The organism is Streptomyces sp. NPDC054847 (assembly GCF_053610925.1).
Genome location: NZ_JBSGZJ010000139.1, coordinates 1 through 15,571, shown reverse-complemented (window position 1 = coordinate 15,571; position 15,571 = coordinate 1). Strand labels below are relative to the sequence as shown.

Sequence of the window (15,571 nt, the reverse complement as noted above, 5' to 3'; positions counted from 1 at the left end):
GGACGGGTCCGCGCAGTTCGCGTATACGGAGGCGGTGGGGACCTCGTGGACTTCATGAACGGCGGGGGAACGGTGGCTCCGATCCCCGCGAACGGGACGCGCGGTCGCCTGAACAGACGACAGGCGGGCAGGGCCTCAGGAGCTGGCCGACGACGACATCGCGTGCAGCCTCAGCGCCAGCTGGATCTCGAGGGACCGCGCCGGCGCCTGCCAGTCGGGGCCGAGCAACCGGCCTATGCGCTCGAGCCGTTGAGCCACGGTGTTCACATGGACGTGCAGGTCGTCCTTGGTGCGGGCCGGGCTCATGCCACTGGCGAAGTAGGCGTCGAGGGTGCGGACCAGGTCGGTACCGCGCCGCCGGTCGTAGTCGATGATCTCCCCGATGGTGCGGTGCACGAAGCCGTCGATGTCACCGGGGTCGGCCAGCAGCAGCCCGAGGAACCCCAGGTCCTGCGCCGCGGCGCCCTCCCCGGAGCGGCCGAGGAGGCGCAGGGCGTCGAGGCAGCGGCGGGCCTGGGCATAGGCCGTGGCCACCGGCGCCGGGTCCTCGGCCGGTGAGTCGACCGGCGAGGAGGCGCCGACGGTCACCGGCTCGCGAAGCGCGCCGCCCAGTTGCCGGGCGGTCTGGCGGGCGAGGTCCGCCGCCGTGTCGCCAGGACCGAGGGGCAGGAGCAGGACCGTGCCGCCGTCGCGTGCGGCGGCGAGACCGGAACGGGTCGCGGCCAGGTGCGAGGCAGCGGACCAGAGGCGCCGGCGGTCCGCCGTCTCACGTGCGGAGACGGCGGCCCCGTCGAGGGAGCCCGCACGGCTCCATGAGCCGCCGCGCGCGCCGGGCTTGCGGCCGGCGGCGGGCTCGGCGCGGGTGGCGTCGGCCCGGGTGGCGGTCTCGTCCGCCGTGCCGTCGATCCGGGCGGCGAGCACCACATGGGGGGCGTCGAGGTCGGCCCGCAGCCGGGCGGCCCGCTCCCGCAGCAGCCTGGGGTCGCGGTCCGGGGAGTCGAGCAGGTCGTCGAGCAGTTCGCCCCGCACCCGCTGTTCCGCGTCGTGGGCGGACCGTTGGGCAAGGAGCAGCAGGGAGGTGACCATCGCGGCGCGTTCGAGGGTGCGGCGGCCTGCGGGATCGAGGTCGGGGTGCCCGTGCAGGACCAGGGAGCCGAAGACCTCCCCGCCGGCGGCGACGGCGGCGACCCAGTCGTCGCCGTGCCGTGTCGCATGGCCGCCGGCGCGCGCGGTGTCCGGGCCGCCCGCGGTGAACTCGACCGTCCCGTCGAGGACTTCGGACAGCGCTGCGGCCACATCGTCGACGCCCCCGCCGCGCAGGACCAGTTCCGTCAGACGGTCGTGGACCTCCGAGGCGCGCTCCAGGACGCCGCTGTGGTCCTGGATGATCGCGTTGGCCCGCTCGAGGTCGGCGAGCGCGGAGCGGGTCTCCGCGAGGAGGTTGGCGGTGTCGATGGCGACGGCCGCGTGGGCTGCGAAGGAGGCGAGCAGCGCGACCTGCTCCCGTTCGAAGACCCTGGCGCGCCGGTCGGCGGCGAACAGGACTCCGATGACCTGGCTGCCCAGCATGAGCGGCACGCCGAGGATGGCGACGAGGCCCTCGTCCTTGACCGCGGCGTCGATGGTCCCTGTGTGCTCGAAGCGGGCGTCGTCGAAGTAGCTTTCCGTCACATAGGGCCGCGCGGTCTGGGCGACGAGTCCGCCGAGCCCCTCCCCCATGCCGAGCCGCACCTGCTGGAACCGGGCCGACACCGAACCCTCGGTGACCCGCATGTAGGTGTCGCCGGCGGCCGGGTCGTTGAGGCTGAGGTAGGCGACCTCGGTGCCAAGCAGCGACCGGGCCCGCTGCACGATCGCCCGGAGCACCGCGTCGAGGTCGCGCAGACCGGCGAGGTCGTGCGCGGTCTCGAAGAGGGCGGACAGTTCCGCCTCGCGGCGGCGCCGCCCCTCCAGCTCCGCCCGCACCCGAAGGGCCAGCTGTTTGGCGTGTTCGAGCGCGGCCAGCTGCTCGGGCCCGGCGCCGTCCGCGCGGGCGAGGAGCAACGGCCTGTCGTACGCGTCGGCGGCCGCGCCGCGTGCGAGGAGCTCCAGGTAGTGGGCTTGATCGTGGGACATGGACACAGGATTCCTGCCGTACGGGCGGTCGCACCAGCCCTGTGGACAACGATGCGGTACCCGGCCCGACGCCAGGACCTGGATCCGCTCGTGATCGATACACCTGTCGTGACGCCTGGCGTGAAGCGCGTCGTGCTCGATACGCCTAGTGAGCCGTCCAGCCGCCGTCGAGGGTCAGGGACGTACCGGTGATGAAGGAGGCCTGGGGCGAGCAGAGGTACAGGGCGGCCTCCGCCACCTCCTCCGGCTCGACGAGCCGCTTGATCGCGGAGTCCTTGAGGAGGACCTCGGTGAGCACGCGGTCCTCCGGCAGGTCGTGCGCGGCGGCCTGGTCGGCGATCTGCTTCTCGACGAGGGGTGTGCGCACATAGCCGGGGTTGACGCAGACGGACGTCACGCCGTGCGGTGCGCCCTCGAGGGCGGCCGTCTTGGAGAGTCCTTCGAGACCGTGTTTGGCGGCCACATACGCGGACTTGTAGGCGGAGGCGCGCAGTCCGTGTACGGAGGAGATGTTGACGATCCTGCCCCAGCCCTGTGCGTACATGTGCGGCAGCGCGCCCCTGATGAGCCGGAACGGGGCTTCGAGCATCACCGTGAGCACGGTGTGGAAGACGTCCGGCGGGAAGTCCTCGATGGGCCGTACCAGTTGCAGGCCCGCGTTGTTGACGAGGATGTCCGTGCCGGCGGCCGCCGCTTCCGCGGCGTCCAGGTCGGTGAGGTCGAGCAGGTACGGTTCCACGGCCCCGGCGAGGCCCTCGCTGTGCGCGGCGAGCGCAGCCAGTCCGTCGGCGTCCCGGTCGACGGCTCTGACCTTGGCCCCGGCGGCCGCGAGCCGGAGGGTGCAGGCGCGGCCGATGCCGCCCGCGGCACCGGTGACGAGGGCGGTGCGGCCGCCGAGGTCGACGGACAGGGTGGACGCCGCGGCTGCGGGGACGGGGGTGCCGGGCGGTGTGGTGGGCGCGGTCATGTCCGGCACATTAGGCAGCGATCATCCGTCGACCGATGTGGTCGCAGCCCATACTTCGCTACGCCTTGGTGGGTTCGAACCATGCTGGTCCTTCGGACAGCGCATGTTTGATCCGGAAGGTCGCGAAGTCGTGGAGCTCCGGCAGCGCGTCGACGGGGAACCAGCCCACCTCCAGGGACTCCTCGTCGTTGACACGCGCCTCGGCGGCCCCGCTCACCGCACGGCAGCGCATGGTGATGTCCATGTACTGGCACACGTCGCCGTTGGGATAGGTGACGGGCCTCGGCAGCGCCTGCACCAGCACGACCCGCTCGGCCACGCAGCGCACGGCGGTCTCCTCGTACACCTCGCGTGCCGCCGTCATGGCGGGCTGTTCGCCGGGCTCCGGGATGCCGCCGATGACCGACCAGTTGCCCGTGTCGGCGCGCCTGCCCAGCAGCACCCGCCCCGCGTCGTCGAAGACGACGGCGCTGACACCGGGTAGGAACAGCAGCTGGTGGCCGGCGGTCGCCCGGATGGCGCGGATGAATTCGGGAGTTGCCATGCCCGGACCCTACCGCCGGCCCCGGCCGGACCGTCCGAGCCCCTCCGCGGACCGGCACAGCCCCCGGGCGCTCTCCCGACCGGCCCCCGACAGCGCAGCACCCTGGCCGGACGCCTGACGGACTCGGGCCTTGTCCGCCGCCGTGGCCGGAGGCCCGGCGGACTCAGGCCTTGTCCGCCGCCGTCTCGTCCGTCACACGCCGCCGGGTCCGGACCGCGCCGACGGCGACCGCGGACAGGCCGCCGGCCGCGAGCAGCACGAGGACCAGTTCGGGCGCGCTGCCGAGCCGGGTCGCGGGCGTGAGCGACGAGCGCAGCGGCACCTCGGCGACCAGGGCGTCCGGCGTGAACATCGCCGTCTGTTCGACGATCTCCCCGTCGGGCAGGATGACGGCGCTGACACCGCTGGTGACGGGGACGACGACGGACCGGCTGTGTTCGACGGCCCGCACGCGGGACATCGCCAGCTGCTGGTACGTCATCTCGCTCCGGCCGAAGGTGGCGTTGTTGCTCGGCACGGAGATGAGCTGCGCGCCGTGCGTGACGGTGTCTCGGGCGGCGTCGTCGAAGGCCGCCTCGAAGCAGGTGACCAGGCCGACCTCGGTACCGGCGAGGTCGAAGACCCCCACCTCGTGCCCGGGTCCGAAGTCGCGCTGGACCCGGTCCACGTCGGAGTTGAAGACCCGTACGACGGACCGCATCGGGATGTACTCCCCGAACGGCTGCACATGGCGCTTGTCGTAGGTGTCGACGGGCCCCCGTGCGGGGTCCCACTCGATGAGGGTGTTGCGGAGCTTGCCCGTCTCCGGGGTCAGCACGGCGCCCACGACGGTCGGAACACCGATGGCCTTGACCGCCCGGTCGATGACCTGGCGGGCGTCGGCGTTGCGGTACGGGTCGAGGTCGGAGGAGTTCTCCGGCCACAGGACGAAGTCCGGCCGGGGTTCCTTGCCGGCCGCCACGTCCGCGGCGAGCTGTTCCGTCCGGCGGGCGTGGTTGTCGAGGACGGCCCGGCGCTGGGCGTTGAAGTCGAGACCGAGCCTGGGGACGTTGCCCTGGATCGCGGCGACGGTGGCGGTGCCGTCCTCGGCGGAGGCGTCGACCAGCGGCCGGGAGGCGAGGGCCGCGGCGACGGGCACGAGGAGGGCGAGCAGCGCCGTCACGGCGGCGATGCGCGGAACGGTCCCGCCGCGGCGGTGAGCAAGCGCCTGCCGCACGCATTCGTAGAGGCCGAATCCGCAGAGCACGACGGCGAAGCTCAGCACAAGGGTGCCGCCGAGCGCCGCGAGCGGCAGGAAGAAGCCGTCGGCCTGACCGAAGGCGATCTTGCCCCACGGGAAGCCGCCGAAGGGTAGGCGGGCACGCGCGGCTTCGCCCGCGATCCAGACGGCGGCGGCCCACACGGGCCACGCCGGCAGCCGTGAGACGAGGGCGATGCCCATGCAGGCGAACGCCACGAACAGCGCCTCCGCCGCGACCAGCGCCAGCCAGGGCACCGGGCCGACCTCCTCGCCCGTCCAGAACAGCAGGGGGAGCAGGAAGCCTAGGCCCGCCAGGTAACCGAGCCCGAACGCGGACCGCGGCCGGCGTCCGTGCAGTGTCAGGCCGAGCAGGGCGAACGCCGGCACGGCCAGCCACCACAGCGGACGCGGCGGGAAACTCGCGAAGAGCAGCAGGCCGGAGAGCGCGGCGGCACCTGGGCGCGCGAACCGGCGCAGCAGCGGCCGGTCCTCGGTGGGTGCGGGTCCGGGGGTGTCGACGGGGGTCATGATGGCGCTCACCTGGCGGAGTCTACGGCGGAGGCCTGTGAGCGGCGCAGTCACGTCCACCTCACCCAGCAGCAACGTTTCTCCGCAATCACTCCACACATGTCCGAGGCTCCCGTTAGCGTGTTCGCCGGTCCCGCGCACACCACGAGCCGTTCAGGTCGGTTCCGGCTGTCGCGCATCGGGCGCCCGTCGGCGTCCGGCCCGTTCCGGCCGCGCGGGGCCGTCACAGTCGGGGGGCGACGGGATGGGTTCAACGGGCGGTCCGCCCACGGGCCGGGAACACCGAAGCGATCCGGAGACGGGCCCGGATCGCGCGAACGGTGCGCACGCGCACCCGGAACGCGGCTCGGACCCGGATCCCAGGGACGGTACGCACACGCACCTGGACCGCGGGCAGGGTGCGCACCCGGACCGCGGGCAGCGTGCGCACAAGGGTGGCGAAGGCCGTAGCGGTGCGGACGCGGCGGGCGTCGTCGTCCTTGTCGGCTGCGCCGTGTGGTCGCTGGTCAGCGCCGCCGGACGGGAGGGGCGGCCGGAAGGCGTGCTGCTCGCCGTGTTCGCCGTGACCGCGGGATACGCCTGCGGACGGATCGCGGGCTCGCTCCTGCCGGTCGGCGGCTTCGTCGTGACCGCGGTGGGGGCCGTCACGGTCGCGGTCGTGGCCCATGACGGGGTGGTCCCGGGCGCCGCCGCCGGTGCCGTCACCCCCTTGGGACAGACGGGTGCCGTCGCCGCACTCCTGGTGCTCGGCACGGGTGCGGCCTGCTGTGCGGCGTCCGCCGCCCGGACGGCGGGAGGCAGGACGGTGTCGCGCCTGTTCGCGACGGCCGTGGCCTGTTCCGCGCTCGTGCTGGCGTCCGTCCCCGCGTTCGCCGCCTGCCTGACCGTGCTGCTCTGTTCGCTCGCCGTGGCCCGGATACGCCGGCGCGCCGCCGTTCTCGTGGCACTCGCGCTGGCGACGGGCCTCGTCGCGGGAACCACGTGGGCCGTCGCGGAGGACGCCCTTCCCTCCGGCCTCGCCACCTCGGTGGAGGCGCCACTCACCGTGCACCGGGTCGCTCTGTGGCGGGACGCCCTCACCCTGGCGGAACGGGAGCCTGTCCGGGGCGTCGGTCCCGCTCGCTTCGGCCGGCTGAGCCCCGCGTCCGTCCAGTCGCCGGCCTCGGGGAACAAACCCCATTCGGCACCGCTCCAGCAGGCGGCGGAGCAGGGAGTGGCCGGCGTCGCGCTGCTCGCGGCGGTCTTCGGCTGGATCCTGTACGGGCTCGGGCGTTCGCCCCGACCGACGCCCGTGGCGCTGAGCGCCGCCGCCGCGCTGACGGCAGTGGCGGCGCTGGCCTGTGTCGGCAACGTGCTGAGTTTCGCCCCCGTCACCACCGGGGCCGCGCTGCTGGCGGGACTGGCCACGGCGCGCACGCCGCGCGAAGGACAGGACCTGTAGGCCGCGGCACGGCGCGTGCGTCCGCCAGGAGAACGCGGAGTCGCCGGGGTTGCCGAGGCCGCCCGGGCAAGCACGGGGGCGGTCACGAAAGAGGAAGGTGCCGCGGGCGGCTCCACACGGGCCGGCTCACGCCCCTGGCGCCTGGCTCGCCCCCGTGGCTCCCGGTGCCCCGGTCGCCTTGAGGTGATTGATCCTGGCGCGGAGGACCCGTACCGCCATGGCCGCGTCGTCGACCGTCACCGTGAACCTGCTGCCGTCGCTGAGGGTGACCGCCACGCCTTCGCCGCGCCGGACGACGACCGCGGTGCCCCGCTCCGGACGCCAGCGGCAGCCCCAGCCGCCCCACTGCCGGGGCGTCACCCGGTGGACGAACTCCGCGCTCTCCACATGCGACAGAGGGATGTGCCGGCGCGGTACGCCGATGTGACCGCAGCGCACGTCCAGCGCATGGCTGTCGATCTTCACCGCCACGTGCACGAAGGCGAGGGTCCCGTAAAGAATCATGAGGCCCGCCGCGACGCAGCCGACGACCGCCATCAACATGGCCGCGATGCCGGTGGTCCACGTGGCCCCGATGGCCAGCTTGATGCCGAGCGCCAGACAGGCCAGCCCCGCCACGGCGAGCAGCCACTGCATGCGGTTAGTTGCCCGGCCGGTCCAGACCTCTGGAAGGGGCTCCGAGCCGCGCCCCTCGTGGCGGAAGTGGTGCCTCATGCCTAGGACCCTACCCAGCATCGGGACAACCAGCACTGATGCGGCGAAACGGCGACAAGGGCGGGAAAGGCACCCATCAGCGCCCCGTGGCCTCGGAAACGCACGCGCAGACGGACCACCCGACCGGCGTGCGGCACCTGCCGTCGTCACAGGTCGCGGGTGGCGGTCGGGGACCAGGGGCGTCCCGGTCGGCAGGCAGCGGTCTACGCCCGTGAAAGGGCCGCGACCCGGTTCAGCGGACCGGGGTCACCGCAGGCAGCAGGCGGCTCTCCGCGTAGCCGAGCGCCTCCGCCGGAAGAGTGGCTTCCGTCCCGCTCAGCAGGACCGTGAGCCGGCCGCTCGGCGACGCGTCGGGAGCGGGCTCCGCACCGATCCGGCGCAGGGCCTGCGCGGCGACGGCTCCCGCAGAGCCGTGCAGGACGAGGGGCGGCAGGCCGGGCTGCTGGACCGCCGCCCGGATGCGCTCGGAGACCAGTTCGTAATGAGTGCAGCCGAGGACGACGGCCCTGACGTCACGCGGGGTGAGCGCGGCCGCCGCGGCGACGGCCCGGTCGATCGCGTCCTCGTCCGCCCGCTCCACCGCGTCGGCGAGACCCGGACAGGGAACCTCGGTCACCTCGACCGAGCCGGCGAACTCCTTGATCAGTCCGCGCTGGTAGGGACTGCCCGTGGTCGCAGGCGTCGCCCAGATCGCGACCGGACCGCCCCCGGCCGCGGCGGGCTTGATCGCGGGGACCGTACCGATGACCGGGATCGACGGCTCGAGCTCGGCCCGGAGGGCGGGCAGGGCGTGCACGGAAGCGGTGTTGCAGGCGACGATGAGCGCGTCGGGCCGGTGCGCGGCGGCCGCCCGCGCCACGGTCAGCGCCCGCCCGGCGACATCGTCCGGTGTACGGGGACCCCACGGCATGCTGCCGGGGTCGGAGGACAGCACCAGGTCGGCGTCGGGGCGCAGCGTACGCACTGCGGCCGCCGCCGCCAGCAGGCCGATACCGGAATCCATGAGCGCGATCTTCACCCGGTCACCATAGTCGACCGCCGTCACGGCGGGCCTTGCGTGGGGCAGACTGCGGCGGATGAGCGCTCTTGCCTGGACCGCTGTCGGATCGCTGGCCGCCTGGGGGTGGCTGCTGCTCGGCCAGGGCTTCTTCTGGCGGACCGACCAGCGGCTGCCGGACCGCGAGGATCCGGCGCACTGGCCGGATGTCGCCGTCGTCGTGCCCGCGCGGGACGAGGCGGACGTACTGCCCGTGAGTCTGCCGACGCTGCTCGCCCAGGACTACCCGGGCCGGGCCGAGATCGTGCTCGTCGACGACAACAGCGGTGACGGTACGGGGGACCTGGCACGGTCCCTGGCGGCGCGGCACGGTGGCCTGCCGCTGCGGCTGGTGACGCCGGGCGAGCCCGGACACGGCTGGACCGGGAAGCTGTGGGCCCTGCGGCACGGCATCGACGCCGCGGAGGAACGCGACCCGGAGTTCCTGCTGCTCACCGACGCCGACATCGCCCACGCGCCGGACAGCCTCCGGGAGTTGGTCGCCGCGGCGCACACCGGCGGCCTGGACCTCGTGTCACAGATGGCGCGGCTACGGGTCGCCGGCGGCTGGGAGCGGCTGGTGGTGCCGGCGTTCGTGTACTTCTTCTCGCAGCTCTATCCGTTCCGGTGGATCAACAAGGCGGGGGCGCGGACGACGGCCGCGGCGGGCGGCTGTGTGCTGCTGCGTACGGAGGCCGCGACGCGGGCCGGTGTCCCCGACTCGATCCGCCAGGAGGTGATCGACGACGTCTCCCTGGCCCGCGCCGTGCGGCGCTCGGGCGGCAGGATCTGGCTCGGTCTGGCCGACCGGGTCGAGAGCGTGCGCCCCTACCCACGGCTGGCGGATCTATGGCGGATGGTGTCGCGCAGCGCCTACGCCCAGCTGCGTCACAGCCCGCCGGTGCTGGCCGGGACGGTCGCAGGGCTGGCGCTGGTGTATCTCGCCCCTCCGGCGGCGCTGGCGGTCGGGCTGCTCGGCGGGGACGCGGTGGCCGCGTGGGCGGGGGCGGCGGCGTGGGCGGTGATGGCGGGCACGTACCTGCCGATGCTGCGCTACTACCGCCAGCCGCCGCTCCTCGCGCTGACCCTGCCGTTCACCGCCGCGCTCTATCTCCTGATGACGGTCGACTCCGCGGTGCAGCACTACCGGGGCCGGGGCGCCGCGTGGAAGGGACGCACCTACGCGCGGCCCGAGGCCGCCGGCGACTCCTGAGCGCCGGGTTCCGCGTGAAACGGCTCCCGCCCCCGCCGGGTGACGGCGGGGCGGGAGCACGCAGGGGCCGCTACTTGCGGCCGGGGGTCCAGTTCATGCCCCAGCCGTAGGCGTGGTCGATCGTGCGCTGCGGGCTCACGCCGCGTTCCGGGACCAGGAAGCGGGCCTCCCGCTGGACGACGAGGTCGGAGCCGGTGTTGGTGATCAGGGCGAGGGCGCAGACCGTGGAGGGAACGGTGCACTCGCCGAGGGAGAAGTCGATGGCCGCTCCGTGCTGCGGCTGCAGCGTCACCGTCGCGTCGAGGTCGGCGAAGCTGCGGGCCCCTTGGTAGACGGTCACGAAGATGACGACGCGGCGGATGTCCTGCCGGCGGTCGAGATTGATGGTGAGGTTCTCGCCCGGGGTCCCGCCTGTGCGGTCGTCCCCGTCGAGGTGGATGAACGGGGGCTGGTTCAGCGCCCCGAAGGCGTTGCCGAGGGCCTGCACGACGCCCTTGCGTCCGTCGGAGAGTTCGTAGAGGGCGCACAGGTCGAGGTCGAGGTCACCGTGCATGGCGATGGCCCGGCCGAGTTTGGCGCCCCAGCCCTGGAACTGCTTGCGGACCTGCCAGCTGAGGTTGACGCGCATCGCGCCGGAGGTGCCGCCCTGCTTGGTGAGGGAGACGCTCGGCGACTCCTTGGTCAGCGTCACTTTCGTGAGGCGTACCGGAGCCGCCGGGGCGGGCGGCGCGGCGGGGGTGGCCGGTGCGGGGGGTGCCGCCGGCGGGGGCGGCGGGGTGGCGACGGGCGGCGTGACCGCCGGCAGGGTGGCCTGGGTGACGGCGGCTTCGGTGACCGTGGCCTGCTGCGGTTCGTCGACGGTGATGCCGAAGTCCGTGGCGAGCCCTTCGAGGCCGGTGCCGTAGCCCTGCCCGACGGCGCGGAACTTCCATGCGCCCTGGCGCCGGTAGAGCTCTCCGAGCACGAAGGCCGTCTCGACCGTGGCGTCCTGGCTGTCGTAGCGGGCGATCTCGGCGCCGGAGCCGGCGTCGAGCACCTTGATGTGGAGGCCGGGCACCTGCCCGAAGGTGCCGCCGTCGGCGGAGGCGGCCAGCACGACGCGTTCGATCGAGCTCTCGACGCGGTCGAGGTCGACGGCGACGGAATCGGTCGTGGCGCCGGTCGTCGACTGCTTGCCCTCGTGCCGTACGGCTCCCGAGGCGTGGGCCGGCTGGTTGTAGAAGACGAAGTCGCTGTCGGAACGGACCTTCCCCGACGACAGGAGGAGGAGTGCCGACGCGTCGACGTCGGGCACCCCCGGTCCGGAGTGCCAGCCCAGCTCGACGCGGACACTCCGCACCGACACCGGAGTATTCGCTCCCTTAAGCATGGACATGCTCTCCCCCATCTCGATTCGTTGCGCCCGGAAGATCGTTCATCGTCAACCTATTCCGCATACATCCCCCACAGGGGGGCCGACCCGTCGGTAACCCTCTCCCAGCTTGCCCTTTACACGATCGCGAGACGCCAGGAAGCCCGTTTCCCCCAACTTCGCCCACATTAGTGAACCGTGGTCACTCAGAGCTGATGAAACAACCCTCTTATCGGTCTCCCCAACCAGCACATCGTGGGCTTAACTTATGTGCCATGACCTCCCCCCGCGCCACCTATGGCGGCGGTTACTACTCCGCGCCGGCGTTTCCCGACACCCCGATCTACGACTCCCTGGTCGCGGAGCGGGGCACCCCTCAGATCGCCCCGATCCGAGTGCCTGCCGCATACGACACCGGCAACAGCTACCTGCCGGCGCTCCCCGCGGCCCTGCCTGCCCTCCCGGCGGCACCCTCCCATCCCGCCCCCGCCTACGGTTACCCGCAGCAGACGCAGCAGCCGGTCCCGCTGCAGCATGCGCCCGCCCCGTACATCCCGCAGCAGGCCGGCCCTCCCCGCGGCTATCCGGGACCGCAGTACCAGTCCCAGCCGCAGCGGCCGGTGTCCACCGGCTACGAGGCCATGCGGCCGGCGGCGGCGCGTCCCGCTCCGGCGCCCGCGCCCTACGAGGATCCGTACAACCGCCCGTACCAGGGCCGGGGGTACTGAGCGACGGCGAGGGCGGCCCGTCCGGACAGTGCTCCGGCGCGGAGGCAGGGCGGGCCGCCGCTCGACGAGCAGGGCACACCGGAGATCCGCCCTGGACGCTCATGAGTTCCCTCGCCACGCGCTCATGTGCCCACCTGCGCCACGTACATGAGGCCCTCACCGGCTCGCCCCTCCCTGATCACGCAGAGCGACCGGCCCCGGTCCCTCTGCCCGCGTGACCGACCCTGCCCTGCACCCGCTGCCGACGTCGCCCGCCCGACGGGAACCGATCGCGGTGGCAGGCTCGTTGGACAGTGCGCGGCACGGCTCGCGGGGTGACGTTCCTCTCTCTTCGCACCACCCGCGCCTGTGCCGTGCCCTGCCGGGCTATCACGGACAAGGGAAGGGGGGTGCGGATCGTGCGGGCAGCCGTCGGCATCTGGCGCTGGCGCCGCAATCCCCTGCGGCGTGCCACCGATCTGTGCGAGGCGTGGCTCGCGCTGGCCGCCGTCGTGCTCATCGTCACGGCCGCCCCGGCGGTCGGCTGGATCACCGGTGCGCTGACCGAGGAGTCACTGCGCCAGTCGATCCGTGTCCAGCGCCTCCAGCGGCACGCCACGACGGCCACCGTGCTCGGGTCGGCCGAACTCCCGCGGCCCGTCGCCTTCGACCCGGAGACCGCCGCGGCCGACGAGCGCCGCGGGGCGGTCACCGCGAAGTGGACCGCCCCGGACGGCAGTCGGCACACCGGCACGGTCCCCACCACGCTGCCCGCACCCCGCCCGGGTGACACCTTCCCGGTCTGGACGGACGGTTCCGGACGCATGGTGCCCCGCCCGATGAGCATGGCCGCCGCCGAGGTGCACGCCGCGCTCGCCGGCGTCGGCGCCGCGCTGGCCTGGGGTGTGCTCGTGGAATGCGCCAGGAGGCTGGTCCTCTGGCGGCTGGTGCGCCGCAGACACGCCGCGCTGGACCGGGCCTGGGCAGCGGTGGGGCCCGACTGGGGGCGCACCGGCGCAGGAAGCTGACCTGCCACATCCCGTCAACTCCCGCGGGCCGCGCGCGCTACGGTGGTGCGACGCCCTTCGGGGTTCGGGAGGCGTTCCCCTCAGAGACGCGGCGTTGCACGGAACACGAGGTGGGGGCAGAGCAGCACGATGGCACAGGGCACGGTCCAGGTGACGCACACCGGCACCTCGCGGTGGCGGCGCCGCACAGGCGAGTACCCCTCCCTCGCCGCTGCCCTGGAGGCCGCCGGTGACGGGGACATCCTCACCGTCGCCCCGGGCACCTACCGCGAGAATCTCGTCGTCCGCCGCGCGGTCACGCTGCGCGGCCCCGAGGGCGCTGCCGGGTCGGTGCGCATCGCCCCGTCCGACGGTGTGCCGCTGACCGTCCGGGCCTCCGCCACCGTGCGGGACCTGCATGTGGAAGGCCAGGACTCCGCCGCCCCCGCCCTGCTGGTGGAGGACGGCACGCCAGAGCTGACGGACCTGCGGATCGTCACCAGGTCCGCCGTCGGTCTCGAGGTGCGCGGCGCCGCACGGCCCACGGTGCGCCGCTGCACCGTCGACAACCCCGCGGGCGTCGGGATCGGCGTACTGGACGGCGCGGGCGGCGTTTTCGAGGAGTGCGAGGTGGTGGCGGCGGGCCAGTCGGGCGTGTCGGTGCACGGCGGGGCGCATCCACGCCTCGAGCGCTGCCGGGTGCACCACACCTCCGGCGCGGGCCTGAGCGTCTCCGGCGAGGGCAGCGGTCTGGAGGCGATCGGCTGCGAGGTCTACGAGATCAAGGGCACCGGCGTACAGATCGCGTCCCGCGCCGGCGCCCACCTCACCGACTCCTCGGTGCACCGCACATCGGCCGACGGCGTCACCCTCGACACGGACGCGGTCCTCACCCTCTCCGACTGCGACATTCACGACATCCCGGAGAACGCGATCGATCTGCGCTCCCGGTCCGTGCTGACGCTCACCCGCTCCACGGTGCGCCGCTTCGGCCGCAACGGCCTGTCCGTGTGGGACCCGGGGACACGCGTGGACGCCAACCAGTGCGAGATCCACGACAGTACGGGCGACTACCCGGCGGTCTGGGTCAGTGACGGCGCGACGGCGGTGCTCGACTCCTGCCGCGTCCACGACGTGCCCGACGCGCTGTTCGTCCTCGACCGCGGCTCCCGCGTCGACGTCGTCGACAGCGACCTCTCGCAGGTCCGCAACACGGCGGTCTCGGTGAGCGACGGCGCGACGGCACAGCTCGACGACTGCCGTATCCGCGAGGTCTCGACCGGCGCCTGGTTCCGCGACCACGGCAGCGGCGGCACCCTGAACGGCTGCACCATCGACGCCGCCCAGACGGGCGTGATCGTCACCAAGGGCGCGGACCCGGTGATCGAGCGCTGCACCGTCACCTCCCCGGCCGAGGCCGGCTTCTACGTGTCCGCGGAGGGCCGCGGCACCTTCCGTGGCTGCCGGGTGACCGGCAGCGGGGGCTACGGCTTCCATGTGATGGACGGCTGCCGTACGACGCTGAACCGCTGCCGCACGGAGCGCTGTGCGCGCGGCGGTTACGAGTTCGGCGAGGACTCCGGCCCGGTCGTCGAGGACTGCACCAGCGACGAGAGCGGGATCGCCCGCCCCGGCGCGGAGCCTGCGACGGCCACCCTGACGGCGACCAGGACGCCCGGTCTGCTGTCCGCCGTACCCTCACAGAGCACGCAGTCCGTCCCGGCTCCCGCCCCGTCGGAGGAGCCGGTGCGCAGTTCCGTCGCGGTCCTCGGCGAACTGGACGCCCTGGTGGGTCTGCACAGCGTCAAGCGCGAGGTCCGTACGCTCACCAACATGATCGAAGTGGGCCGCCGCCGTCAGGAGGCCGGTCTCAAGGCGGCGTCCGTACGGCGCCACTTGGTCTTCACCGGCTCACCGGGCACGGGCAAGACGACCGTCGCCCGGCTGTACGGGGAGATCCTCGCCTCCCTCGGGGTCCTGGAGCGCGGCCATCTCGTCGAGGTGTCACGGGTAGACCTGGTGGGCGAGCACATCGGCTCCACCGCGATCCGCACCCAGGAGGCGTTCGACCGGGCGCGCGGCGGTGTGCTGTTCATCGACGAGGCGTACGCGCTGTCTCCCGAGGACTCCGGCCGGGACTTCGGCAAGGAGGCCATCGACACCCTGGTGAAGCTGATGGAGGACCACCGGGACGCCGTCGTGGTCATCGTCGCCGGCTACACGGCGGAGATGGAGCGCTTCCTCGCGGTAAACCCCGGTGTCGCCTCCCGCTTCTCACGGACCATCACCTTCAGCGACTACGACCCTGAGGAACTGCTGCGGATCGTCGAGCAGCAGGCGGAGGAGCACGAGTACCGGCTGGCCGAGGGCACGTCGGAGGCGCTGCTGAAGTACTTCACGGCGCTGCCCAAGGGGCCGGCCTTCGGCAACGGCCGTACCGCGCGCCAGACGTTCGAGTCGATGGTGGAGCGGCACGCGGGGCGGGTCGCCGAGCTCGCGGAGACGAACACCGACGACCTCACCCTGCTCTACGCGGAGGATCTGCCCGAACTGCCCTGAGCCTGCCGGGGCACGGCCGGCGTGAGCCGGTCGAGCAGGGCCGCCCGCTCCTTGGCGAACTCCGGGTGGGCCTGGTAGTCGGAGTGCCCGAGGATCGGCTCCGGCAGCGGATGGCGTTCCGAACGGCCGTAGACCACCGGGTCCTTGAG

The 15,571-nt window shown here is 73.2% G+C and carries 12 protein-coding genes and 1 pseudogene; 5 read left to right on the top strand and 8 right to left on the bottom strand.

Annotated elements, in window-relative coordinates:
* Positions 1-135 precede the first annotated feature (135 nt).
* The 4 genes from ACWGH4_RS16485 to lnt all read right to left on the bottom strand — a co-directional run bounded on the left by ACWGH4_RS16485 (position 136) and on the right by lnt (position 5,406).
* Positions 136-2,115, bottom strand: a complete 1,980-nt coding sequence (locus tag ACWGH4_RS16485; protein WP_453460960.1) for a helix-turn-helix domain-containing protein — start codon at positions 2,113-2,115, stop codon at positions 136-138.
* 145 nt (positions 2,116-2,260) lie between these two features.
* Positions 2,261-3,082 carry a 3-hydroxybutyrate dehydrogenase gene (locus ACWGH4_RS16480; RefSeq protein ID WP_453460957.1) on the bottom strand — a complete coding sequence of 274 codons (822 nt, stop codon included), beginning with the start codon at positions 3,080-3,082 and terminating at the stop codon, positions 2,261-2,263.
* 58 nt (positions 3,083-3,140) lie between these two features.
* Positions 3,141-3,626: an NUDIX hydrolase gene (locus ACWGH4_RS16475; RefSeq protein WP_453460954.1), complete on the bottom strand. Its 486-nt coding sequence runs from the start codon at positions 3,624-3,626 to the stop codon at positions 3,141-3,143.
* A gap of 163 nt (positions 3,627-3,789) precedes the next feature.
* The gene (gene lnt / locus ACWGH4_RS16470; protein WP_453460952.1) at positions 3,790-5,406 is read right to left on the bottom strand and encodes an apolipoprotein N-acyltransferase; all 1,617 of its coding nucleotides are present in this window, start codon (positions 5,404-5,406) and stop codon (positions 3,790-3,792) included.
* 232 nt (positions 5,407-5,638) lie between these two features.
* On the opposite strand from lnt, the gene ACWGH4_RS16465 reads away from it, so the two are divergent.
* Positions 5,639-6,835 carry an O-antigen ligase family protein gene (locus tag ACWGH4_RS16465; RefSeq protein ID WP_453460950.1) on the top strand — a complete coding sequence of 399 codons (1,197 nt, stop codon included), beginning with the start codon at positions 5,639-5,641 and terminating at the stop codon, positions 6,833-6,835.
* Between the two features lie 126 nt (positions 6,836-6,961).
* Here the strand turns inward: ACWGH4_RS16465 and ACWGH4_RS16460 are convergent, their stop codons facing one another.
* Together ACWGH4_RS16460 and ACWGH4_RS16455 are read right to left on the bottom strand one after the other, a co-directional pair.
* A complete protein-coding gene (locus ACWGH4_RS16460; protein WP_453460947.1) occupies positions 6,962-7,549 on the bottom strand; it encodes a hypothetical protein in 588 nt (195 codons plus the stop codon).
* Positions 7,550-7,781: 232 nt separating this feature from the next.
* Positions 7,782-8,567, bottom strand: coding sequence for a glutamate racemase (locus tag ACWGH4_RS16455; RefSeq protein WP_453460944.1), 786 nt, complete (start codon positions 8,565-8,567; stop codon positions 7,782-7,784).
* Positions 8,568-8,625: 58 nt separating this feature from the next.
* Between ACWGH4_RS16455 and ACWGH4_RS16450 the strand changes: the two genes are divergently transcribed.
* The gene (locus ACWGH4_RS16450; protein ID WP_453460941.1) at positions 8,626-9,798 is read left to right on the top strand and encodes a glycosyltransferase; all 1,173 of its coding nucleotides are present in this window, start codon (positions 8,626-8,628) and stop codon (positions 9,796-9,798) included.
* 70 nt (positions 9,799-9,868) lie between these two features.
* On the opposite strand, the gene ACWGH4_RS16445 is transcribed toward ACWGH4_RS16450, so the two are convergent.
* Positions 9,869-11,173 (bottom strand): TerD family protein, encoded by a 1,305-nt coding sequence (locus ACWGH4_RS16445; RefSeq protein WP_441265801.1) that lies wholly within the window; start codon positions 11,171-11,173, stop codon positions 9,869-9,871.
* A 251-nt stretch (positions 11,174-11,424) separates the two neighbouring features.
* Here ACWGH4_RS16445 and ACWGH4_RS16440 point away from each other — a divergent pair, with 251 nt between their 5' ends.
* The 3 genes from ACWGH4_RS16440 to ACWGH4_RS16430 all read left to right on the top strand — a co-directional run bounded on the left by ACWGH4_RS16440 (position 11,425) and on the right by ACWGH4_RS16430 (position 15,422).
* Complete coding sequence (locus ACWGH4_RS16440) at positions 11,425-11,877, top strand: DUF6643 family protein (RefSeq protein ID WP_441265802.1); 453 nt, start codon at positions 11,425-11,427, stop codon at positions 11,875-11,877.
* Between the two features lie 398 nt (positions 11,878-12,275).
* Positions 12,276-12,884 (top strand): Rv1733c family protein, encoded by a 609-nt coding sequence (locus ACWGH4_RS16435; protein WP_453460938.1) that lies wholly within the window; start codon positions 12,276-12,278, stop codon positions 12,882-12,884.
* A 129-nt stretch (positions 12,885-13,013) separates the two neighbouring features.
* Positions 13,014-15,422, top strand: a complete 2,409-nt coding sequence (locus ACWGH4_RS16430) for a right-handed parallel beta-helix repeat-containing protein (RefSeq protein WP_453460935.1) — start codon at positions 13,014-13,016, stop codon at positions 15,420-15,422.
* Here the strand turns inward: ACWGH4_RS16430 and ACWGH4_RS16425 are convergent.
* Positions 15,392-15,571 (bottom strand): annotated as a pseudogene (locus tag ACWGH4_RS16425) (hypothetical protein); the annotation flags it as partial. The gene ACWGH4_RS16430 and the pseudogene ACWGH4_RS16425 sit on opposite strands and share 31 nt — an antisense overlap.

Excerpts from the sequence above, each read along its gene's own strand:
- ACWGH4_RS16485 (WP_453460960.1), bottom strand. The coding sequence starts at position 2,115 with ATGTCCCACGATCAAGCCCACTACCTGGAGCTCCTCGCACGCGGCGCG.
- ACWGH4_RS16480 (WP_453460957.1), bottom strand. The coding sequence starts at position 3,082 with ATGACCGCGCCCACCACACCGCCCGGCACCCCCGTCCCCGCAGCCGCG.
- ACWGH4_RS16475 (WP_453460954.1), bottom strand. The coding sequence starts at position 3,626 with ATGGCAACTCCCGAATTCATCCGCGCCATCCGGGCGACCGCCGGCCAC.
- ACWGH4_RS16465 (WP_453460950.1), top strand. The coding sequence starts at position 5,639 with ATGGGTTCAACGGGCGGTCCGCCCACGGGCCGGGAACACCGAAGCGAT.
- ACWGH4_RS16460 (WP_453460947.1), bottom strand. The coding sequence starts at position 7,549 with ATGAGGCACCACTTCCGCCACGAGGGGCGCGGCTCGGAGCCCCTTCCA.
- ACWGH4_RS16450 (WP_453460941.1), top strand. The coding sequence starts at position 8,626 with ATGAGCGCTCTTGCCTGGACCGCTGTCGGATCGCTGGCCGCCTGGGGG.
- ACWGH4_RS16445 (WP_441265801.1), bottom strand. The coding sequence starts at position 11,173 with ATGTCCATGCTTAAGGGAGCGAATACTCCGGTGTCGGTGCGGAGTGTC.
- ACWGH4_RS16440 (WP_441265802.1), top strand. The coding sequence starts at position 11,425 with ATGACCTCCCCCCGCGCCACCTATGGCGGCGGTTACTACTCCGCGCCG.
- ACWGH4_RS16430 (WP_453460935.1), top strand. The coding sequence starts at position 13,014 with ATGGCACAGGGCACGGTCCAGGTGACGCACACCGGCACCTCGCGGTGG.